This is a genomic window from Priestia megaterium (assembly GCF_046599315.1).
GTDB classification, from domain to species: Bacteria; Bacillota; Bacilli; order Bacillales; family Bacillaceae_H; genus Priestia; species Priestia megaterium_F.
The window spans coordinates 1,312,944-1,334,021 of the sequence record NZ_JBKIKC010000001.1 but is presented as its reverse complement, the minus strand read 5'-3'; the positions used below and the strand labels follow the sequence as shown (position 1 = coordinate 1,334,021).

27 protein-coding genes are annotated in these 21,078 nt (G+C 37.3%); 21 read left to right on the top strand and 6 right to left on the bottom strand.

What is annotated here, in order from left to right; translation table 11 throughout:
* Window positions 1-98: 98 nt before the first annotated feature.
* Together ACLHDF_RS07300 and ACLHDF_RS07295 are read left to right on the top strand one after the other, a co-directional pair.
* Window positions 99-1,865, top strand: a complete 1,767-nt coding sequence (locus ACLHDF_RS07300) for a peptidoglycan D,D-transpeptidase FtsI family protein (protein WP_413918216.1) — start codon at window positions 99-101, stop codon at window positions 1,863-1,865.
* A gap of 117 nt (window positions 1,866-1,982) precedes the next feature.
* Complete coding sequence (locus ACLHDF_RS07295; protein WP_413918215.1) at window positions 1,983-2,648, top strand: DUF1510 family protein; 666 nt, start codon at window positions 1,983-1,985, stop codon at window positions 2,646-2,648.
* 11 nt (window positions 2,649-2,659) lie between these two features.
* On the opposite strand, the gene ACLHDF_RS07290 is transcribed toward ACLHDF_RS07295, so the two are convergent.
* Window positions 2,660-2,875 (bottom strand): DUF2536 family protein, encoded by a 216-nt coding sequence (locus tag ACLHDF_RS07290; protein ID WP_013085082.1) that lies wholly within the window; start codon window positions 2,873-2,875, stop codon window positions 2,660-2,662.
* A 139-nt stretch (window positions 2,876-3,014) separates the two neighbouring features.
* On the opposite strand from ACLHDF_RS07290, the gene ACLHDF_RS07285 reads away from it, so the two are divergent.
* From ACLHDF_RS07285 to ACLHDF_RS07260, 6 genes are all read left to right on the top strand, one after another.
* Window positions 3,015-3,656: a class I SAM-dependent methyltransferase gene (locus tag ACLHDF_RS07285; protein WP_413918214.1), complete on the top strand. Its 642-nt coding sequence runs from the start codon at window positions 3,015-3,017 to the stop codon at window positions 3,654-3,656.
* A 17-nt stretch (window positions 3,657-3,673) separates the two neighbouring features.
* Window positions 3,674-4,369, top strand: coding sequence for a 5'-methylthioadenosine/S-adenosylhomocysteine nucleosidase (mtnN, locus tag ACLHDF_RS07280; RefSeq protein WP_413918213.1), 696 nt, complete (start codon window positions 3,674-3,676; stop codon window positions 4,367-4,369).
* A gap of 143 nt (window positions 4,370-4,512) precedes the next feature.
* On the top strand, window positions 4,513-5,436 hold the full coding sequence (locus ACLHDF_RS07275; protein WP_413918212.1) for a PLP-dependent cysteine synthase family protein: 924 nt from the start codon (window positions 4,513-4,515) through the stop codon (window positions 5,434-5,436).
* A gap of 1 nt (window position 5,437) precedes the next feature.
* A complete protein-coding gene (locus tag ACLHDF_RS07270; RefSeq protein ID WP_413918211.1) occupies window positions 5,438-6,571 on the top strand; it encodes a bifunctional cystathionine gamma-lyase/homocysteine desulfhydrase in 1,134 nt (377 codons plus the stop codon).
* 81 nt (window positions 6,572-6,652) lie between these two features.
* A complete protein-coding gene (locus ACLHDF_RS07265; RefSeq protein WP_028411668.1) occupies window positions 6,653-6,883 on the top strand; it encodes a YrhC family protein in 231 nt (76 codons plus the stop codon).
* 386 nt (window positions 6,884-7,269) lie between these two features.
* Window positions 7,270-7,410: a YrzI family small protein gene (locus ACLHDF_RS07260; RefSeq protein WP_413918210.1), complete on the top strand. Its 141-nt coding sequence runs from the start codon at window positions 7,270-7,272 to the stop codon at window positions 7,408-7,410.
* Window positions 7,411-7,580: 170 nt separating this feature from the next.
* Here ACLHDF_RS07260 and sigK read toward each other — a convergent pair whose 3' ends face one another.
* Complete coding sequence (gene sigK, locus ACLHDF_RS07255; protein WP_221784605.1) at window positions 7,581-8,309, bottom strand: RNA polymerase sporulation sigma factor SigK; 729 nt, start codon at window positions 8,307-8,309, stop codon at window positions 7,581-7,583.
* 216 nt (window positions 8,310-8,525) lie between these two features.
* On the opposite strand from sigK, the gene ACLHDF_RS07250 reads away from it, so the two are divergent.
* A complete protein-coding gene (locus tag ACLHDF_RS07250; protein ID WP_413918209.1) occupies window positions 8,526-8,672 on the top strand; it encodes a hypothetical protein in 147 nt (48 codons plus the stop codon).
* A gap of 172 nt (window positions 8,673-8,844) precedes the next feature.
* Here the strand turns inward: ACLHDF_RS07250 and pssA are convergent, their stop codons facing one another.
* On the bottom strand, window positions 8,845-9,384 hold the full coding sequence (gene pssA, locus ACLHDF_RS07245) for a CDP-diacylglycerol--serine O-phosphatidyltransferase (protein ID WP_013059266.1): 540 nt from the start codon (window positions 9,382-9,384) through the stop codon (window positions 8,845-8,847).
* 114 nt (window positions 9,385-9,498) lie between these two features.
* Between pssA and ACLHDF_RS07240 the strand changes: the two genes are divergently transcribed.
* The gene (locus ACLHDF_RS07240) at window positions 9,499-10,281 is read left to right on the top strand and encodes a phosphatidylserine decarboxylase (protein ID WP_413918208.1); all 783 of its coding nucleotides are present in this window, start codon (window positions 9,499-9,501) and stop codon (window positions 10,279-10,281) included.
* A gap of 73 nt (window positions 10,282-10,354) precedes the next feature.
* On the opposite strand, the gene ACLHDF_RS07235 is transcribed toward ACLHDF_RS07240, so the two are convergent.
* Complete coding sequence (locus ACLHDF_RS07235; RefSeq protein ID WP_013059264.1) at window positions 10,355-10,495, bottom strand: sporulation histidine kinase inhibitor Sda; 141 nt, start codon at window positions 10,493-10,495, stop codon at window positions 10,355-10,357.
* Between the two features lie 549 nt (window positions 10,496-11,044).
* Between ACLHDF_RS07235 and ACLHDF_RS07230 the strand changes: the two genes are divergently transcribed.
* The 8 genes from ACLHDF_RS07230 to ACLHDF_RS07195 all read left to right on the top strand — a co-directional run bounded on the left by ACLHDF_RS07230 (window position 11,045) and on the right by ACLHDF_RS07195 (window position 16,137).
* Entirely contained in the window at window positions 11,045-11,557 is a 513-nt protein-coding gene (locus ACLHDF_RS07230; protein WP_013059263.1) for a YqeG family HAD IIIA-type phosphatase, read from the top strand.
* 3 nt (window positions 11,558-11,560) lie between these two features.
* A complete protein-coding gene (yqeH, locus tag ACLHDF_RS07225; RefSeq protein ID WP_413918207.1) occupies window positions 11,561-12,667 on the top strand; it encodes a ribosome biogenesis GTPase YqeH in 1,107 nt (368 codons plus the stop codon).
* A gap of 19 nt (window positions 12,668-12,686) precedes the next feature.
* On the top strand, window positions 12,687-13,526 hold the full coding sequence (gene aroE, locus ACLHDF_RS07220) for a shikimate dehydrogenase (RefSeq protein WP_413918206.1): 840 nt from the start codon (window positions 12,687-12,689) through the stop codon (window positions 13,524-13,526).
* Window positions 13,527-13,544: 18 nt separating this feature from the next.
* Window positions 13,545-13,835, top strand: a complete 291-nt coding sequence (gene yhbY / locus ACLHDF_RS07215) for a ribosome assembly RNA-binding protein YhbY (protein ID WP_251391468.1) — start codon at window positions 13,545-13,547, stop codon at window positions 13,833-13,835.
* A gap of 69 nt (window positions 13,836-13,904) precedes the next feature.
* A complete protein-coding gene (locus tag ACLHDF_RS07210; RefSeq protein ID WP_413918205.1) occupies window positions 13,905-14,477 on the top strand; it encodes a nicotinate-nucleotide adenylyltransferase in 573 nt (190 codons plus the stop codon).
* Complete coding sequence (gene yqeK / locus ACLHDF_RS07205) at window positions 14,464-15,036, top strand: bis(5'-nucleosyl)-tetraphosphatase (symmetrical) YqeK (protein ID WP_413918204.1); 573 nt, start codon at window positions 14,464-14,466, stop codon at window positions 15,034-15,036. Before ACLHDF_RS07210 ends, yqeK begins: the two co-directional genes overlap by 14 nt.
* A complete protein-coding gene (gene rsfS / locus ACLHDF_RS07200; RefSeq protein ID WP_413918203.1) occupies window positions 15,029-15,382 on the top strand; it encodes a ribosome silencing factor in 354 nt (117 codons plus the stop codon). Before yqeK ends, rsfS begins: the two co-directional genes overlap by 8 nt.
* Complete coding sequence (locus ACLHDF_RS07195) at window positions 15,379-16,137, top strand: class I SAM-dependent DNA methyltransferase (protein WP_413918202.1); 759 nt, start codon at window positions 15,379-15,381, stop codon at window positions 16,135-16,137. Before rsfS ends, ACLHDF_RS07195 begins: the two co-directional genes overlap by 4 nt.
* Window positions 16,138-16,177: 40 nt before the next feature.
* Here ACLHDF_RS07195 and comER read toward each other — a convergent pair whose 3' ends face one another.
* Entirely contained in the window at window positions 16,178-17,008 is an 831-nt protein-coding gene (comER, locus tag ACLHDF_RS07190) for a late competence protein ComER (RefSeq protein ID WP_025750559.1), read from the bottom strand.
* 87 nt (window positions 17,009-17,095) lie between these two features.
* Between comER and ACLHDF_RS07185 the strand changes: the two genes are divergently transcribed.
* The 3 genes from ACLHDF_RS07185 to ACLHDF_RS07175 all read left to right on the top strand — a co-directional run bounded on the left by ACLHDF_RS07185 (window position 17,096) and on the right by ACLHDF_RS07175 (window position 20,769).
* Window positions 17,096-17,746, top strand: a complete 651-nt coding sequence (locus ACLHDF_RS07185; protein WP_413918201.1) for a helix-hairpin-helix domain-containing protein — start codon at window positions 17,096-17,098, stop codon at window positions 17,744-17,746.
* A 96-nt stretch (window positions 17,747-17,842) separates the two neighbouring features.
* Entirely contained in the window at window positions 17,843-18,409 is a 567-nt protein-coding gene (locus ACLHDF_RS07180) for a ComE operon protein 2 (RefSeq protein WP_413918200.1), read from the top strand.
* A gap of 68 nt (window positions 18,410-18,477) precedes the next feature.
* A complete protein-coding gene (locus tag ACLHDF_RS07175; protein ID WP_413918199.1) occupies window positions 18,478-20,769 on the top strand; it encodes a DNA internalization-related competence protein ComEC/Rec2 in 2,292 nt (763 codons plus the stop codon).
* A 57-nt stretch (window positions 20,770-20,826) separates the two neighbouring features.
* On the opposite strand, the gene ACLHDF_RS07170 is transcribed toward ACLHDF_RS07175, so the two are convergent.
* Window positions 20,827-20,961: a YqzM family protein gene (locus ACLHDF_RS07170; protein ID WP_013059251.1), complete on the bottom strand. Its 135-nt coding sequence runs from the start codon at window positions 20,959-20,961 to the stop codon at window positions 20,827-20,829.
* Window positions 20,962-21,078: the final 117 nt, after the last annotated feature.

The following is a 21,078-nucleotide window of genomic DNA, read 5'->3' as shown; positions in this document are numbered from 1 at the left end:
AGTTTTTTTGTGAAATGAAAAAAAGAATGAATATTTCTTAAGATAATGGTTTTAAAAGTAATGGCAACGTCGACACTTGTAAAGAGTGAGGTGTAGTCATGAAAATAATTCACAAGCGAATTTATATTACTCTTATTTTTATTCTGTTATTAATTAGTGGACTAGGAGCACGGCTTGTTCAGCTTCAGCTTGTCAGCACGGAATCTTTTACCGACAAAAATATTAACTTAATTGAAGGAAGCGTAAAACAGCGTACGCAGGAAATGGTGGTAGACGACGGACGAGGGAAATTTGAAGATGAAAATGGACAGTCTTTAACATCTATCACGCATAATCGCTTAGTCTTGTTTCCGTTTTTAGAAAAAATGAAGTGGCCTGTTCAGCAAGTAAGCGAAATTGTGGGCATTCAACCACAGGAACTAACTAACAGACTAGCAAATGCTAAAACACCGGTTGTTATTACGAAAGAATTATCGCATTCACAAGTTGAAAAAATAAATGCATTAAAGGTACCTGGCGTGTTTGGAATTCCTTTAAAAGATGAACGTCCGGTTCCTCTTGCTGAGCATTTAATCGGATTAGAGGCCCAAAGCAAAAAAATAATTGAAGAGAAGTACAGTGACAAATTGAAAAATGGGGCAATTAAATCAACTACGCCTGTAGGCATCTCAGGGATGCAGAGGGCTTTTGACGAGTTTTTGTTGCCTGAACAAGAGTCTAAGCTTCTTTATCATGTTGATCGCTTAGGCGGGCCTATGTTTGGCATCGATGTAAAATATACGGGCACAGCTAACCCTTATTACCCAGTCAGCGTGCGTACGACCCTTGATTTGTCTGCTCAGGAGCTAGTGGAGAATACATTAAATCATTATAAGTTAAAAGACGGAGGAGCCGTCTTAATTGATATAAAAAATAATAAAGTAATTGCGATGGCCAGCAGGCCTTCCATTAATAAGAAAGATCCATTTAAAAAACAAAACGGTTCAGACAGCGTAGAAAATCGTTTGCTGACGCCGCAAACTCCTGGATCTATATTTAAGACCGTAACAGCAGCTGCAGCGCTTGAACAAAATAAAATTCAGCCTTCTTTTATCTATAACTGTGATAAAAGTATTTATGGAAATAATGTAGAAGAAGATCATCAAAAAGGGCAGCTGACGTTTGAAGAAAGCTTTGCGCAAAGCTGTAATGCAACGTTTGCCCAGCTTGCAAAAGAAATGATAACATCTAATCCGAATATCCTTGAACAATATGCCGATAAATTAGGTCTTATTGAGCCTGTAGGATGGACGGGTGATGTGTTTCACTTTGAGCATTTTAGGCAGTTTTTAGGAGAAAAGACGGGAAGAGTCTGGACAAATGAAGGAGAAAAAAAAGTACCAAATGCTGTAGCACAAACGGCAATTGGACAGCTTGACGTAAAAGTGACTCCGCTTGCAGTAGCAAATATGATGGCGACAATTGCGCGCGGAGGAGAAAAGAAGCAGGTAAAAGCTGTAGATGCCCTAGAGTATAAAAACAACACGTCATTGTATAAGTTTAAGGAGCACGAGCTAAAAGGAGACACTATTAATGAAGCAACAGCAGCTTCTATGCAGCAGCTTCTAAAAAGCGTTGTACAGAGCGAAAAAGGAACAGGAAGAAGGTTTCAAACGCTTCCTTATGAAGTGGCAGGAAAGTCAGGAACTGCTGAAATCAATGTGAAAGACGATATCGTCAATAAATGGTTTGCAGGTTACTTTCCTGCAGATGATCCGAAATATGCCATGGTAGTAGTGGATTTAAATACAAAAAGTGCGATATCTCCCACAAACAGCGTATTTTATGATATTGTTAAAGGGATGTATGACTTAAATACACGTTAAAATAAGAAGAATTTGTAAAAAATATTACAAATATACTTCAAATAAATTTTGATGCTTCATGTATAAGAAAACACATGTTAGAATAAAGCATTATAAAAGTTGGAGGAAATTGTAGCAATGAATAACAATCGTTCTTCAAGACACGAAAACAAAGAAAAAAAAGTAAACCGATTATATAATCTGTTAATTGCTGTTGTAGCAGTTTTAATTGTATTTGTCGGTGGTACGATGATTCTTGGAAACAAGGATAAATCGGATAACCAAGCGGAAACAAATCAAACTAATCCGCAAACAAATGATCAACAAACGGACAAGACGGCTAAAAAAGAAGATGATTCTTCGAAAGATGATCAAGCAACAGACGATCAAAGTTCTGAAGATGAACAAAGCTCCGAAGATGATCAGTCCACAGATGATCAAGTAACAGATGAAGAATCAAACGACTCGGATTCGCAGGCTGAGGTAGAGAAAAATCCAGAGCCTGGCGTGGCAGAACGCAAGGTAGATCCTTCATGGGATTCAGTAGGTACGTCACAAGATGCACCTGCAGCAACATATAAAAAAGGATCAACGGATTGGAATGAAATGCTAAAAGCTGTAGGTGAAGGGTCAGGCATTAGCCCAAGCAATATGACAGTATGGCGTTTAGGGAATAACGGTGGTGTAGGTAAAGCTGTAGCTACGGTTAGTCCTAAAGGCAACTCATCAACAAAGTATCGTGTTCAAATTGAATGGGTAGATGGAGAAGGCTGGAAGCCGGCAGTGGTGGATAAGCTTCAATAAGAAAAGCAGCGCTAGCGCTGCTTTTTTAATTTGAAATGAACAACTGCAGAGTACAGTTTTTTACCTTGTTCATAGTCCACAGACATTTGATGAGATACGCTATGCACCTCAAGCAAAATCGCTTTATTTTGATCAATTTTTTCAGCAATTTGTTTTTCAAGCATTTTAACGTCAGGCGCTTCAAAAAATTCTATTTTATCTTCAATCATTTCAAATTCAAAATTCATCTTATGACCTCCTTACCTCATTACTATAGTATAGCAAATAGAAAGTTAAAAGCTTAAAAAATTTATAAATGAAGAACAAACGACAACTAAAAACATACTATATCCATAAGAATTATTAGTTATAAGGAGGCATTTTTTTATGGGTCTAGAGTTTTTAGATATCTTTGAAAAATGGGCTAATGAGTATGATGCATCAGTAAGCGGGAAAGATGAACAGTATAGAGAAGTATTCCGCAATTATAATGAAATCTTAGAATATGTAGCAGACCGTTCAATAGGGCATGTCATAGAATTTGGAACAGGCACTGGAAACTTAACAAAAAAACTTTTAGAAAAAGAACTTACGGTAGTAGGAATTGAGCCGTCAGTGCCAATGAGACAATTGGCGCATCAGAAATTAGGGGCAGATGTTTTAGTCACGCCAGGAGACTTTTTGCAATTTGATACATCACTGTTTCCAGCAGGGAGCTTAGTTAGTACGTACGCATTTCATCATTTAACAGATAAAGAAAAAGAAGAAGCTGTGATAAACTATGGAAAGTTACTTCAAACCGGTGGTAAAATAGTGTTTGCTGATACAATGTTTGAAACAGCGGATTCATTTGCTAATACCATTGTTCAGGCAAAACAAAAAGGGTATACGCAACTAGCGGAAGATTTAGAGAGGGAGTATTATACAACTATTCCCGTCTTAAAGCAGATCTTTGAAAGCAATGGTTTTCACATAACCTTTACACAATTTAATCACTTTGTATGGGTGTTAGAGGCAACGAAACAATAGTAGAAAGAGGTTTTAAAATGAAAGTAGCAATCATTGGAGCAATGGAAGAAGAAGTGACGATTTTACGCGATAAGATTGAGAATCGTCAAGAAACAGTAATCGCAGGATGTGAATACTCGACAGGAACAATCAGCGGCGTGGAAGTTGTATTGTTAAAATCAGGTATTGGAAAAGTAAATGCGGCGTTATCTACAGCCATCTTATTAGAAAAGTTCAAGCCAGATTATGTTATTAACACAGGATCAGCAGGCGGTTTCCATCCAGAATTAAACGTAGGTGATGCGGTTATTTCAACAGAAGTTCGTCATCATGATGTAGATGTAACGGTATTCAACTACGAATATGGTCAAGTACCAAACTTGCCTGCAGCTTTTAAAGCAGATGAAAAACTAGTTCGTCTTGCTGAAGAAAGTGCTCTTGAAGTAACGGATATGAAAATTGTAAAAGGATTAATTGCTACGGGAGATTCGTTCATGAACGACCCTGTGCGCGTAGAGTTTGTTCGCTCTAAGTTTCCAGAACTGTACGCAGCTGAAATGGAAGCAGCGGCTGTTGCTCAAGTATGCTATCAATTTGGCGTACCGTTTGTCATTCTTCGTGCTCTTTCTGACATCGCCGGCAAAGAATCAAATGTTTCTTTTGAGCAATTTTTAGAAAAAGCAGCTGTTAATTCAACGAAATTAGTATTGAATTTTATTACAAAATTAAAATAAGCTTTTCATAAAATATAGAGTTTGTTTTCGTCTACACTCAGCATTGTTTGTCATAACATGGGGTGTAGACTATATTTTTATTTCAATTCCGACTTTATTTATATGTTAAGTTATATTATTTCGATAGCGAGGTGTTCAAGATTATGAAGTTAGCCAAAAACGTTCATGAATTGATTGGAAACACACCTATGATTGAGATTACACAATTTGATTTACCTCGGAAAATCAGGATATTTGCCAAACTGGAATATGTTAATCCAGGAGGAAGTGTAAAAGATCGTTTAGGAAAAGAACTGCTGCAAGAAGCTCTTGGCTCTGGAAGACTGAAGCCAGGTGGAACAGTGATTGAGCCTACTGCTGGGAATACGGGGATTGGGCTGGCTTTAGCTGCTCTTCAGCACGGAATAAATGTCATACTATGTGTTCCAGAGAAATTCAGTATTGAAAAACAGGTGCTTATGAAGGCTTTGGGCGCAACTGTTGTTCAAACGCCTACTGAAGCTGGTATGACAGGTGCTATAAGCAAAGCTCAAGAACTGCTGCATGAAATACCTGGTTCTTACTGTCCTCAACAGTTTGCTAATCCAGCCAACCCTATGACTTATTATAAAACCTTAGGGCCAGAGATATATGAACAGCTTGACGGAAAAATTGACGTGTTTGTAGCTGGAGCAGGTACAGGTGGAACATTTATGGGTACAGCGAAATTTTTGAAAGAAAAAAATCCTTCCCTAAAAACGGTTATCGTTGAGCCAGAAGGTTCAATTTTAAACGGAGGGAAATCTGGTCCTCACTTAACTGAAGGAATTGGAATGGAGTTTATCCCTGGTTATATGGAGCATTCTTATTTTAATGCTATTCATACTGTTGAAGATGTTTATGCTTTTCAAAGAGTGAAAGAGCTGGCTTTAAAAGAAGGATTGCTTGTAGGGAGTTCCTCAGGAGCAGCCTTTGAAGCAGCCCTGCTTGAAGCAAAAAATGCAGAAAAAGGCGCTCGTATTGTTACTATTTTTCCCGATAGCAGTGAACGGTACTTAAGTAAAAATATTTACAGTGGAGGAAGATAAAATGAAACGTAAAACACAGTTAATTCATGGTGGAATTGTGGGCGACGAACAGACGGGTGCTGTCTCTGTTCCTATTTATCAAGTGAGCACTTATAAACAAGAGGGAGCAGGAAAACATACAGGATACGAATATTCGAGAACCGGTAATCCTACACGACACGCTCTAGAAGAACTTATCAAAGAAATTGAAGGAGGATATGCTGGGTTTGCGTTTGGATCTGGTATGGCAGCTACTACTGCTGTATTTATGCTGTTTAACAGCGGAGATCATGTGCTAATTACAGATGACGTATACGGAGGAACGTACCGAGTTATTACAAAAGTACTGAGCCGTATTGGCATTGAGGCTACTTTTATTGATACAAGCGATATTCAAAATATCGAGAAAGAAATTCGCCCTAACACAAAAGCCATTTTTATCGAAACTCCAACGAATCCTCTCCTGAAAATTACTGACTTGCAGCAGGCTTCTTCAGTAGCTAAACAGCATCATTTACTTACCATTGTTGACAACACATTTAGTACGCCTTATTGGCAAAATCCTATTGAAAAAGGAGCGGATATTGTTCTGCATAGTGCAACTAAGTATTTAGGTGGTCACAGTGATGTTGTAGCAGGGCTAGCCGTTGTGAATTCGCCTAAATTAGCTGAAGACCTTCATTTTATTCAAAATGCCACTGGAGGCGTTTTGGGACCTCAAGATTCTTGGCTTTTAATGAGAGGGATTAAAACATTAGGAATACGAATGGAAGAACATGAATTTAATACTAGGAAAATAGTGGAATTTTTACTTGATCATCCTGCTGTTACAAAAGTATATTATCCAGGATTAAAAACCCATCCAAACCACCTAATTGCTAAAAAGCAAGCAAGAGGTTTTGGAGGAATGGTTTCTTTTGATGTAGGAAGTGAAGAGAAAGCGGAACAAGTACTGAGGAAAGTGAAGTATTTTACATTAGCAGAAAGTTTAGGAGCTATCGAAAGCCTTATTTCAATTCCTTCCAAAATGACTCATGCCTCTATACCAAGTGACCGACGTAAAGAGCTAGGAATTACAGATGGATTAATTCGTATTTCTGTAGGTCTTGAAGATGTAGAAGATTTAATTGAAGACTTAGAAAGAGCATTGAAATGAAAGTGGTAAAAATAGGATTTTTATAGACCTATAGATCTATGATAGAGTAGAGTTATAACATTCTACTGAGAAGGTGATTGTATGAAAGCTCAACACATCAAAGCAAAAATTGAAGATTACAGCCGCTTTATTTACGTCCTTCTAGCTGTGAGTACATTCTTGTACATTGGTGTTATGATTGGCCAAGGCGAAAAAAGTGACATGCAGCTTGGAATAATGGAAGCTATCGTTATTCTTTTTACTGCCCTTGCTTTTTATTTTAGTTATCAAACTAAAAAACTGAAAAAAGAACTAATGAAAGAAAAAGAATAATAGATAAAAAAGGCGATCATTCATCGTCTTTTTTTTGAGGGTTGAAGAAATAAAAAAATTCCCTATTTTTCAAAAAAACAGTTTACTTTTTATAAGTTCGTGGATATAATTACCATTGTAAGGAAAATACTTTATTAAAAGGAGGTCGAGTCATATGTTAAGACGTTTATCAGTTATGGGTCATCCAGTTTCAACTATGTTCAAAAATCGTCTATATACGTATACTATTCGGCCGTGTTCCTGTATCAAGTAACTTTCTTGCCTTGATCGTTAAAACACGTTAATTCACCACAGGTGCGAATAGTAGCCCTGTGGTTTTTATTATTTTTCAGCCACAGGATGCTTATGCATAACTGTGGTTTTTTGTGTATAAGGAGGTGATTGTAATGACATTGAACATTTTCTTTTTAACTATTACCATAAAGCCCCGTCAATACTCAGAGGCAGAAATTAAGCATGAACAGTATGTAAGACAATTAGAAGAAGAAATAAAAGACCGCAAGTATGAATTTTATCGTCATTTCTAATTTAAACAGTAGAAAGGAGTGGATGAATGATGATTAATCAAAAAGGATATATCGTTGTATGGCTGCTTGTGGAGAAAGATTCCACCTAAATAAGTAATAGGGGGAGTAACGATGTGTTTGCTGCGGATTATTATTTGGAAATTGTTTTAAAAAAAGAGCGGAAAGAAGGATTAACTCTCCTTCTTTCCGCTCTTTTTTTTCTCTTTTTCGGCTCTGTAAAATTCGTGAAACATTTTCATTAGCGCTCGCTTTTCAATTCGCGAAACATAACTTCTTGAAATATTTAATTCTTTTGCAATTTCTCGCTGGGTTTTTTCATCCTGTAGATCCAAGCCGAAGCGACCAACAATTACTTCTTTTTCTCGATCATCGAGAATATCGATGTATTCTTTTATTTTTTCTAATTCCATATTTAGTTGAATCATATCAATCACATCGTCTGATTCTGATTTTAATACATCAATTAAACTGATTTCATTTCCTTCTTTATCTTGGCCAATTGGATCATGCAGCGACACATCTTTTTTTGTTTTTTTGAGCGCTCGCAGGTGCATTAATATTTCATTTTCAATACAGCGTGCAGCATAAGTAGCTAATTTTGTACCTTTTCCTTGAGAATAGCTTTCAATTGCTTTAATTAAACCGATTGTCCCAATTGAAATTAAATCTTCCGCATCCTCTCCTGTGTTTTCAAACTTTTTAACAATATGCGCAACGAGTCGGAGATTGTGTTCAATAAGAAGATTTCGCGCTTCTTGATCTCCTTGCTCCATTAAAGATAAATATCTCTTTTCTTCGGCAGCAGACAAGGGTTGAGGAAACGCATTGTTTTTTACGTAGGAAACAAGGAAAACCAATTCTTTAAAGAAATAGCCTAGTGCGGTAAATAGTGCAGACATCTCTTCACCTCCATAAGGGGATATCAACCTGTGAGAGACTAACATTACACTATATGTAAAAAGAAGGATGTCTTTGCCTGTACGTTTAAAATTCCCCGTAGGGACAAGAGAGTTTGAAAAAGTCTCCAGAATTTTCTTTAGAGATAGTTACCAGCCCATACAGGGAGAAAGTGTGTACATACGCTAATAGTAGTTCATAGTGTAAGGAGGGAGAATATGTACGGTTATGGAGGTTGCTGTTATCCTAATTATCCAGGTTATCCATGTGGAGGAGGTTTCGGCTGGGGACTTGGATTGTTAATTGTTCTGTTTGTTCTCTTATTAATTTTCGGAAGCTTCTATTGGTTTAGCTGCTGGTGGTAAAAAAACTCATGCAAGCGCATGAGTTTTTTTAGGTTACATATCCTACCAATAAAATCATTCATTTTTAAAAATTCTTAAGGGATTTTCGCTTTGTTTCTTAAAGAAGACGGGTTAGTCTATAATAAGAAAAGAAATAAGACGATAATATTCCTTTATAAAAGTAAATGGAGCTCTATACTTTTTTTAGCTTGAAAGTACTAATCATCAAGCAAGCAAGTACGATAATTAAAAACATATAAAAGTGTGAAGGCAAATAAGGGACGCCCAAGTAGCTAAGGGTTAATAAACAACCTGCTGCGGTAATAGGGAGTCCTGTAAAATACCCAGTATTTTCTGTGATGTTAAAGCGAGCAAGACGAAGTGCCCCACAAGCAATGTAACAGATGGTAACAATCGAGCCTGCAGCACCAAAGTGAGATAAAATACTTTGATAAAGTAGTAGAGCTGGAGCGATGCCAAATGATATAATATCGCACATGGAGTCCAGTTGTTTTCCAAGTTCAGATTCAATTTGCAGCTTTCTGGCTACCATGCCGTCGAATCGGTCTGCTAGTGCCGCTAAAAAAATTAGTAATAAACTTAAGTTCAATTCATTTTTCATGACAAATAAAATAGCAAAGCTTCCTAAACTTAAATTAACAATCGTTAAGGAGTTTGCCGCTTGGGATCTCAGCTTTTTAATTGTATGATCTAGATAGTCTAATAAAAACAATTTCCTCACTCCTTTAAAGGATGGAATGAACTAAAGGTAAAAATAATGGTAATTTCATTGTAGACGCAAACCTTAGTCTAGTAAAGAACTATTCAGTATGTGGAGGTAAAATTATTGTTGCAGCACCTGTATCGAACGTTTATTGAGCTTACTAATCACCAAGTATCATCTCAGCTCATTCGAAAATTCACTTTCTCTAAATGGAGCCGGTTTGTTATCCCCTCCTATACAAAAGTTTTTAAAGTAAATAAAGAAGAAATGGACAAGCCTCTGCATCATTATCAAAACTTACACGAGCTATTTATTCGCCGTTTGAAGTCTTCTGCCCGCCCAGTCGATCAGCAGAAAGACAGCGTTGTCAGTCCTGTAGATGCAAAGATAGAAGCATATGGAGTTATTACGCCTCAAAAAGAAATGATTGTAAAAAACAAACCTTATTCTATACAGGAAATGGTTTCAAATGATCCAATTCTTGAAAAATATATAGAAGGGCAGTTTATTATCCTCTATCTTAGTCCAAAAGACTATCATCGCATTCACAGTCCTCTTAAAGCCCAAGTGGGAAATACGTGGACCGTTGGACAAAAGTCTTATCCAGTAAACTCATTAGGAATCAAGTATGGGAAAGAACCACTTGTAAAAAATTTCCGGAAGCTCACGGAGTTAACATTTGAAAATGGTCACATGCTGATGGTGAAAGTAGGAGCTATGTTTATCAACAGTATTGAAGCGGTTTCTAAAAAAGAAGTAGTCGAAAAAGGGGAAGAAATGGCTTACTTCACGTTTGGTTCGACTGTTATTTTATTATTTGAGAAGGGCTCAATCACCTTTGCTTCTAACGTTCATTCAGGTTCTTATGTAAAGTGTGGAGAACCAATTGCTCATTTGAAAAAATAGAGCCTATATAATAAAAGAGTTGATAGATAAATGAAGATACAGCTTTCTTTTATTAAGAAGGCTCTTTTATTCGTCAAGAAGGAATTTGTATGCTAATCTTTAATGATCTTCTTTCAATTTCCTCTTCAATTAATTTTATAAAATCAGGGCTTAATTGCAGTTCAGTTGCTTTGCTGTACGACTCAATAAGCAGCTCATCTGATAATTTTCTCATAAGATTGCCGCCACCTCCTACTAAAATAAATATCCTAAAAAGTTATATTTAAATGCTAATAAATTCCTTATTTATAATCTAACATGAATCAAATAAAGGAACAATCGTTCTGTTATCCACAGCTTTCGGTGGATAAAATGTGGGTATGTTGTTTATAATTACCATTAATTACTGAACTATAATAGAGGATAATGTGTATAACCTTATCCACATAATTGGACTTATCAATTTTTGTCGAAAACTTTTAACAGAATTTGTTTACCACTTACCCTATTTGATAAGTAATAAACGTTCTCTGCACCATTTTTTATTTGAAGTTTTCAGTGGTTGGATATATCGTAAGCTCACGAACACATGTAGATTTACTACCTTATGTCAATAACTTTATGTATAAAGTTAAAGCATTCATAAGGCATATCCTTTATACTAAGAAAAGGCCTGTTTTTGAAGTGAATAAAATTTTAGGTTGGAAAATACCAAGAAGTCGTTATAATGATAGACGGCGTTAATTTTAGTATGTAACTATATATTCGAGGTGCATGATACGTGTTGAAACTTTTTTTACCAAATGAACATGTGAAAAACGTGTTTCAAATTAAGCCAGACGATTTGAAAGAGCGCGGCATAAAAGGAATTATTACCGACTTAGATAACACGTTGGTAGAATGGGATCGCCCTGATGCTACTCCGGAATTAATTGAGTGGTTTCAATTAATGAAAGATAGCGGAATTAAAATTACGATTGTATCGAATAATGTGGAGAAACGAGTCAAACTGTTTTCAGATCCAGTTGGACTTCCATTTGTATATAAAGCACGCAAACCTATGCGTAAAGCATTTAGAAGAGCTCTTCGTGATATGGAGCTGCAAAAAGATGAAGTTGTAGTCATTGGCGACCAGCTTTTAACGGATGTATTAGGAGGAAATCGCCTCGGCGTATATACGGTTTTGGTTGTACCAGTTGCACAAACAGATGGATTTGTAACAAAATTTAACCGTAAAATGGAAAGAAGAATTCTAGGTTGGATGAAACGAAAAGGTATGATTAACTGGGAGGATTAAAACGTGAGTGAAGAAAAAATACAGTGCGTGGGTTGCGGAGTAGAGATTCAAACAGAACAACCGAATGAACTTGGCTACGCCCCAAAGTCAGCATTAGAAAAAGAAGCGATCATTTGCCAGCGATGCTTTCGTTTAAAGCATTATAACGAAGTACAAGATGTTTCCTTAACAGACGATGATTTCTTAAAGATTTTAAACGGAATTGGTCAAACGGATGGTTTGGTTGTAAAAGTTGTGGATATCTTTGACTTTAACGGCAGCTGGTTACCTGGTTTGCATCGATTTGTTGGAAATAACAAGGTTCTTTTAGTGGGAAATAAAGCAGATTTGCTTCCAAAGTCTGTAAAGAAAAATAAACTGATTCATTGGATGAAGCGAGAAGCGAAAGAGCTTGGGCTAAAGTCAGTGGATGTCTTCCTTATGAGTGCGCAAAAAGGACAAGGAATTCGAGAAATTGCCGAAGCCATTGAACATTATCGCGAAGGTAAAGATGTATACGTTGTTGGATGTACGAATGTTGGTAAATCTACATTTATTAATGCCATTATTAAAGAAGTAACTGGAGAAAAGGATATTATTACTACATCTCAATATCCTGGCACAACGTTGGATATGATTGATATCCCGCTTGATAACGGCGCGTCTTTATATGATACGCCTGGTATTATTAATCACCATCAAATGGCTCACTATGTAGACAAACGAGACTTAAAGCTAATTTCTCCTAAAAAAGAAATAAAGCCGAAGATTTATCAGCTAAATGAAGGGCAAACGTTATACTTTGGAGGATTAGCACGCTTAGATTATGTACAGGGTGGCCGCAAGTCATTAACATGTTATGTGTCGAACGACTTGCATATCCATCGTACGAAGCTTGAAAAAGCAGATGAGTTGTATGAAAAGCAAGCAGGTGAACTGCTTCAGCCGCCGCGCCCCGAGCAAATGAGTGAGTTTCCTGAACTCGTGCCACATGAATTTACAATAAAAAATGAAAAAACCGATATTGTTTTTTCAGGACTTGGCTGGGTTACGGTTAATGAAGCAGGCTCAAAAGTTGTGGCACATGCACCAAAAGGAGTCGGCGTATTTGTGCGCGATTCTTTAATTTAAACAAAAAGGGGAAAAAATCTTGAGTACATTATATGGTCTAGTTGGTTATCCGCTTGGGCATTCACTATCGCCATTGATGCAAAATGATGCCTTTAAACGTCTAAATATGGATGCTTATTATGAAGCTTTTCCAATTGAACCTGTTCATTTTGAATCAGCCATTGGGCAGCTAAAAGATAAAAATATTCAAGGATTTAATGTTACAATTCCTTATAAGGTTGATATTATGAATCATTTGGATGAAGTCGATCCATTAGCAAAGGCAATTGGCGCTGTCAATACAGTTGTTAATCAAGATGGTCGTTATATTGGATATAATACCGACGGAGAAGGGTATGTGACGTCTTTATTGAAAGCAGTAGAAGGCGGCTTATCCAAAAAAAGAATTTTAATTATTGGAGCTGGAGGAGCTGCAAAAGCTATTTTTTATACAATTGCAGCTCAGCACAATCCCGATGTAATTACGATATGCAATCGTACGGTTGAAAAAGCAGCTGTATTAGCTAACGAGCTGCCTTTTTCGACAAAAACGGAGGCAATGTCTATTTCAGATGCGGAAAAACAATTAGATACATTCGATATTATTATTAATACGACTTCAGTGGGGATGTATCCTAACGTTGATGAGCTGCCTTTAGCACTTACTTTATTGCAAAAAGCAGCGGTAGTCAGCGATATTATTTACAACCCTTTAAAAACAAAGCTTTTAAAAGAGGCTGAAGCAAAAGGGGCAGGCACTCATAATGGTGTCGGTATGTTCGTACTGCAAGGTGCACTTGCATTTGAAAAATGGACGAACGTTCGTCCTGACGAAGAGGCAATGGAACACATTGTTCTTTCAACACTAACTAAGAGATAAGATACAGCGGAGGTTTTTATGTTAACAGGTAAACAAAAACGTTTTTTACGTTCAAAAGCACATCATTTAAATCCAATTTTCCAAGTGGGGAAAGGTGGGGTCAATGAAAATATGATTGGTCAAATTGCTGATGCATTAGAAGCAAGAGAATTATTAAAAGTGAGCATTCTGCAAAACTGTGACGAAGACCGTGACACGGTTGCTGCTCGACTAACAAAAGGAACAAAAGCAGAGCTTGTACAAGTGATTGGAAATACAATTGTGTTATATAAAGAATCACGCGAAAATAAGCAGTTAATGCTGCCATAAGTAAAATGAAATAGAGCGGGGCAACCCGCTCTATTTAAAAATGAAGTAAATTAAAGGAGTCGGGGATTGTTGAAGAGTATTGGAATTTTAGGTGGAACATTCAATCCGCCTCATTTGGGGCATTTAATGATGGCAAATGAGGTTTTGCATGCCTTAAAATTAGATGAGATATGGTTCATGCCGTCGTATATTCCACCTCATAAAACAATCAAAGAGCCTATTGAGCCATATCATCGTTTACAGATGCTAAAGCTAGCTATTGAAGAACATGATCAATTTACCCTGCAGCCAATTGAATTTCAGCGTAAAGAGCCTTCATATACATATGATACGATGAGAATACTAACAGAGAAATATCCAGCGTATCAGTTTCATTTCATCATTGGTGCTGATATGGTAGAATATTTGCCGAAGTGGTATGAAATTGATGAATTAGTCAATTTGGTTACATTTGTAGGTGTAAAGCGTCCAGGGTATACCATTACGTCCCCTTACCCAATAAAAGAAGTAGAAGTTCCACAGTTTGATGTCTCCTCTTCCTTTATTCGCGAACGAGTAGTAAAGAAAGAAACAATTCGTTATTTTATACCTGCTGTTGTTAAACAATATATTGAGGAGAATCAATTATATGAATCGAACTGATGCATTAGAAATCGTAAAGAAACAATTAACAGAACGTCGTTATATTCATACTATTGGGGTAATGGAAACAGCAATTGAATTAGCTAAGCATTTTGAAGTAGACGAAAAGAAAGCAGAGCTGGCTGCTATTTTTCATGATTACGCCAAATTTCGTCCAAAGGAAGAGATGAAGCAAATTATTATTGATCAAAACATGAATCCTTCTTTGTTGGAATACAATACAGAATTATGGCATGCTCCAGTAGGCGCGTTTTTAGTGAGAAATGAAGTAGGGATTACGGATAAGGAAGTATTGAATGCAATTGCTTATCATACATCCGGAAGACCTGGTATGACGTTACTTGAAAAAATTGTGTATGTTGCTGATTATATTGAACCTGGAAGAAGGTTTCCGGGGGTTGATGAAGTGCGTGAGTTGGCTAAAACGGACTTAGACGCAGCACTTATTCAATCATTAAAAAATACGATTTCTTTTTTGATGACCAAACATCAGGCCGTTTATCCCGATACAATGATGACATATAATGATTTAATCTTAGGAGGTCAAACACATGACTGAACGTGAATTGCTATCTCTTGTTGTGGAAGCAGCAGATGATAAAAAAGCAATAGATATCGTAGCGTTAAATATGAAAGGAATCTCACTTGTGGCAGATTATTTTGTTATTTGTCACGGTAACTCAGATAAACAAGTACAGGCAATTGCTCGTGAAATTAAAGAAAAAGCACACGAGCATGGCATTTCTATGAAGCGTTTAGAAGGTTTCGAGCAGGCTAAATGGGTTCTTGTTGACCTTGATGATGTTGTGGTTCACATTTTCCATAAAGATGAGCGCGGATATTATAACCTAGAACGCTTATGGGGAGATGCACCATTTGTAAGTTCAGAAGAGCTACAGCTATGAGCAGGTACGGAGAATTTGCCTACGTATATGATCAGCTAATGGCAGACGTTCCGTATGACGATTGGACTGAATTTTTTAATCAGCAGGTAGCAAAAGCGAAAGCGAAGCCTGCTAGTATATTAGACCTTGCCTGCGGCACGGGAGAACTTTCCGTTCGATTTGCAAAAGAAGGTTTCTCTGTAGTCGGCGTTGATTTGTCTGACGATATGCTTATGGTAGCTCAGGAAAAGGCAGCAGAGGCAGGAGTAACGCTATCTCTTTTTCAGCAAAACATGGCAGAACTTGAGTTATTAAAAGAGTTTGACTGTGTAGTAATCTTTTGTGATTCTTTAAACTATTTGCAAAGTGACAAAGAAGTTCAAGAAACAATCCAACGTGTATATAAGCACTTAAAACCAGGTGGGCTCTTTATATTTGACGTTCATTCAGTGCACAAGATGCAGCATGTATTTGGAAATCAATCCTTTTCTTACGTAGATGAAGACGTGTCATATATTTGGAATTGCGCCTATAACGATACAGATATCCGCGTAGAGCATGATATTACGTTTTTTGCTTATGATGAGGAAATCGATGCGTATCATCGGTTTGATGAGGTGCATGCTCAGCGCACTTGGTCGATTGATCATTATCAATCATGGCTGAGTGAAGCTGGTTTTATAAATATAGAAATGAGTGCAGATTTCAAGATGAGTAAGCCTACTTCAAACAGTGAGCGCATCTTTTTCTCTGCGCAAAAAAAAGAAGCCGAGTAGAGGCTTCTTTTTTTGTTTCGAAGCAGGATTTTTATAGAAATTATGGAATAAGACTATCAAACTGATTGTGAACAAGCTCAATGTCTTCGTCAAATTTTTCATGTGTTTTTTGAAATACGTGAACAAACATCTCTCCGAGTTCAGCTTCTAAAACTTTAATACCTTCTCCGGTTACACCACCTTTTACGCATACTTTATCCTGTAAGGTAGGAAGCGTAAATATTTCTTTTTCCAATAGTTTTCCCATTCCAATAATCATATCACTAGCCATGACGGTAGCTTCTTCTTCAGATATATTGGTCTCTTGAACTGCTGCATCAATAAAGCGTTGAAGTAAAAAGCTAAAAAATGCAGGTCCGCAGCTTACGATATCAGATGATACGCGGGTAATCGTTTGATCGATGGCTACAGGCTTTGACATAGATGAAAATAATTCATGTAAATAATTTTGATAAAAAGGCGTACATCTTTCCCCAAAAGTGAAAAGAGAAACACCTGCTAATGCCCGATTCGTAATGCTAGGAATAATTCTAGCTGCTTGACTTGGAATGAGGCGTTCAATTTGTTCTACGCTAATTGGACTGGTAATGGATACGATGCAGTGATCTTTCGTCAGCAGTGGTTCTAATTTTATTAAAAGGGGGTGAATATCCAATGGCTTAACACAAATAAAAATAACTTTGGATGCGTGAACAACTTCTTCAGCTGTATCAGCAACATGAATTTTTTTATGCTGCTGTTGAATCTCTTTGGCTCTTTTTTTTGTGCGATTCATAATAGTAATTTTAGAAGGACGTACGGCTTTTGATTCAATAAACGCATCAATTAATATTTTCCCCATGTTTCCTGTTCCGATAAACCCTATGTTCACTGATTCATTCCCTCCTTCAAAAGCCTTTTCTTCTAAACACTATGAAGGCGTGATGGAATTTATGACGTTACTTCAAAATTCAAAGGAGTGTACAATTTGACTTTTTCAAAAAAACAATGGCTAATTGGGTGTATTTGCTTAGCAGTTGGCTTGGCTTTTTATATGTATCGCCCAGGTGGAGAGAAACCGGAAAGTTCTATTCAAACCTCGGATGTGATAAAAACAGAATCTTCCGCTACAAAAAAAGGGGGAGAGTCGTCTGATCAAGTCAGTGCACCTCAGGAGTCCCCGTTTGTTATGGTAGATATTAAAGGAGCTGTTCAGAAGCCTGGCGTATACCAACTTCCGAAAGATGCAAGGGTAAAAGATGCTCTAGCACAAGCGGGAGGTGCTACGACAGAAGCGGACTTAAGACAGCTCAATTTAGCTAGCAAGCTACAAGATGAAATGGCTGTTTATATTCCAGCTGCAGGAGAAGAAATTCCGCCTTCATCTCCTGTTTCTTCAATAACTTCATCTTCCTCAGGAACTTCAAATAATCAGCCCCTTGTTAATATCAATACAGCCAACGTTGATGAACTTCAAACGTTAAATGGGATTGGACCTTCAAAAGCGAGTGCCATCGTTTCGTATCGAGAGGAAAATGGCCTGTTTCAAACAGTAGAGGATTTGGGGCAAGTATCAGGTATTGGCGAGAAGTCGTTAGAAAAAATTAAAGCTCAAATTACGGTACAGTAGAGACTTATTGACGAAAAAGGAAAAGAAACGCTACACTATGAAAGAGACAAGCATGATTATAATCAGTCAGTTTTAAATAAAAAGGTAGGGAATGAGATGAACCGGATTTCGTGGGATCAATATTTTATGGCACAAAGCCATTTGCTAGCTTTGAGAAGTACTTGTGAACGCTTAGCTGTTGGGGCTACAGTTGTACGTGATAAACGTATTATAGCTGGAGGGTATAACGGCTCGATCAGCGGAGGCGTTCATTGTGCTGACGAAGGCTGTTACGTGATTGATGGACACTGTGTAAGAACTGTCCATGCAGAAGTGAATGCACTGCTACAGTGTGCTAAGTTTGGTGTGAAAACAGAAGATGCAGAAGTATACGTCACGCATTTTCCTTGTTTAAACTGCTGTAAAGCCCTTATTCAAGCAGGAATTAAAACAGTATATTACGCTAATGATTACAAAAATCATCCCTATGCCGTTGAGTTATTTCAACAGGCGGGAGTGAAAACAGCAAAAGTGGAACTTGATGAAGCAATCATTGACTTAAAAAGTAAAGAGAAGCTTCAATTTGTAACGGATGTTCTCGCTCGTTTAGAAAAAAGAGGAGCGGACGAAGCAGAAGTAATGAATTTACAGCGTGAAGCTCTTGCCTTGTTTACGGCAAATTAGAGATAAAAGAGGTTTTTTACTCGGTAGCAGTAAGAAGCCTCTTTCTTTTAAGAAGAAAGGAGTTAAAAGTGAAAGGGTATTATATTTACTGTGCTTTTAGCATGATGCTAGCTTTATATGCATATGATAATCATTCCGCTACAAGCCTATTTTTGTTAATCGTGCTTTTCGTTTTTCAATGGCTACAATGTCCGAAGAAAGTAGTGATTGCGTCTGCACTATTGAGTATTTTTTGCGTCTACCTATTAGCTGAGACAAACAAGCATAACAAAACGGTTCTTTTAGCTGAATCTTCTACTTTCACAGGAGAAATTTCATCTGTTCCTCATAGCGATGGTGATAAGCTTACTTTTCGGTTTACGGTTCAAAATGAAGAGGTCATGGCTTTTTATAAACTAAAAACGTTGGAAGAGAAAAAACAGCTCGAGAAGCTAACGATTCATCAAGTTTGTCAACTAGCGGGGCAATTAACCTCTCCTTCACCTGCTCGTAACCCTCATGAATTTGATTATCAGCAATATTTGTATTATCAGTCGATCCATTGGCAGCTTAATGTCAAGAGACTTAATTTGGTAACATGTCAGCCTCCTGCTCTAACTCCACTTACGTATCTTACCTTTATTCGTCAAAAAGGAATTAATTATATCCAACAAAATATGTCGGATCCAAGCGCTGGATTTATGCAGGCATTAATTTACGGCGAGCGCATGGGCATTGAAGAAGAGAATATTAAGCGTTATCAGCAATTTGGTTTAATACACTTGCTTGCAATATCAGGTCTTCATGTTGGACTGCTGGCGGCGATGTGTTTTTATTTACTAATTCGGATTGGAATAACGCGCGAGCGAGCCATCACGCTTTTACTTTTACTTCTTCCTATGTACATGGTGTTGGCGGGTGGCAGCGCCTCAGTTGTTCGAGCTGTTTTTATGAGCATGCTGATGCTTATATCAATAAAAATACAAAAGAAAATTCTTTTGGTTGATAGTATTAGTCTTGCTTTCGTGGCCATGCTGCTTTTTAATCCGTACTATTTATTTGATGTAGGGTTTCAGCTTTCTTTTGCCGTTAGTTTTGCATTGATTTTATCGAGTCAGACGATTTTACCTCGTTTTCATTCTTCTTTCAGCCAGCTCATGGTTGTTTCAGCAATTGCCCAAGTCAGTTCACTTCCCTTATTGTTGTATTATTTTTATGGAGTATCTCTTCTCAGTTTGCCATTAAATATGGTTTTTGTACCGTTGTTTTCTCTTGTTGTGCTCCCCTTTTGTTTGCTCATTCTTTTTGTTCGTATCACCTTGCCGGTAGTGAGTGAATTGCTGGAGCAAATTCTTCATGTTCTTTTACTTCTTTGCGAGAAATTGCTTGACATCTTTGAGTGGATTCCCGCTGATTTTGTAACGGGAAAACCCCACATTTTGATGTTTTTGGGCATGTATTTATGCATCTATGCTTTATTTGTTGCGGTCGAAGAAGGGGAATTTTTCTTTCGCTATATGTTTCTTCTCATTGCGTTGTTAGTCGCACAATGTGTGTATCCTTATTTGAATCCAAAAGGGACGGTCACAATGGTGGATGTAGGACAAGGAGACTGCTTTATCATTGAGCTTCCTTACCGAAAAGGTGTGTATATCATCGATACCGGAGGAACCATTTCATTTCCAAAAGAACCATGGCAAAAACGTCGTTCTTCTTTTGACGTGGGAGAAGACGTACTTGTCCCTTTTTTACATTCAAAAGGAATGACAAAGATAGATAAAATGATTATCACACACGGTGATTATGATCACGCAGGAGCGGCACAACATTTATTTTCACAAGTGGATGTCAGAGAGCTGGTGCTTGGGGGAAAATCAGAATTAAATGAGGTGGAGACTGACTTGGTGATCGCTGCTCAAAAACAAAGTGTACCTGTTCGAATTGTTCAACAAGGTGATAGTTGGCAAGAAGGAGGGATTTTATTTCAAATTATTTCTCCGACAGGTCTTGAAAAAACGAGCAATAACGGTTCAATTGTAATAGACGCTAAGTTAGGAAATTTAAGGTGGCTATTCACCGGAGATTTAGAAAAAGAAGGAGAACAAAGAATATTAAAAGGTTTTCCAAAACTTAAAGCAGATGTATTAAAAGTTGGACATCATGGCAGCAAAACCTCAACATCAGAAGAGTTTGTTCAACGTTTAAATCCTAAAGTAGCGCTTGTTTCAGCGGGGCAAAAAAATCGTTATGGTCATCCTCATAAAGAAATTTTACAGCTTCTGAAAAGCTACGGGGTGTATATTTATCGAACGGATGAAGATGGTGGAGTGGTGTATGAATTTACAAAAAAGTCAGGAACGTTTTCGCAGCAACTTCCATAGTCTATAGTAAGAAAAACGAACTAAAAAAGACTGCTAAGAAGCAGCCTTGAAGCAATTTTACGAACCCAAGTAGTGAATCACGGTTGCAATAACAAATAAGGCAGTGAAAAAGCCAAATGAAACACCAAATCCTACGGCAGAATCGACAGCGTCGTTGCGTTTACTTTGGACACTTTCTTCAAATTGGTTCATTAACACCCCTCCTGTTTACAGTATAATCTAACTTTTTTCAAAAATCTAGACAATTTAAAAGCGTTTTCACAAACTGACAACAGTTAACAACTATACTTTATGAGCATGAGGAGAAAA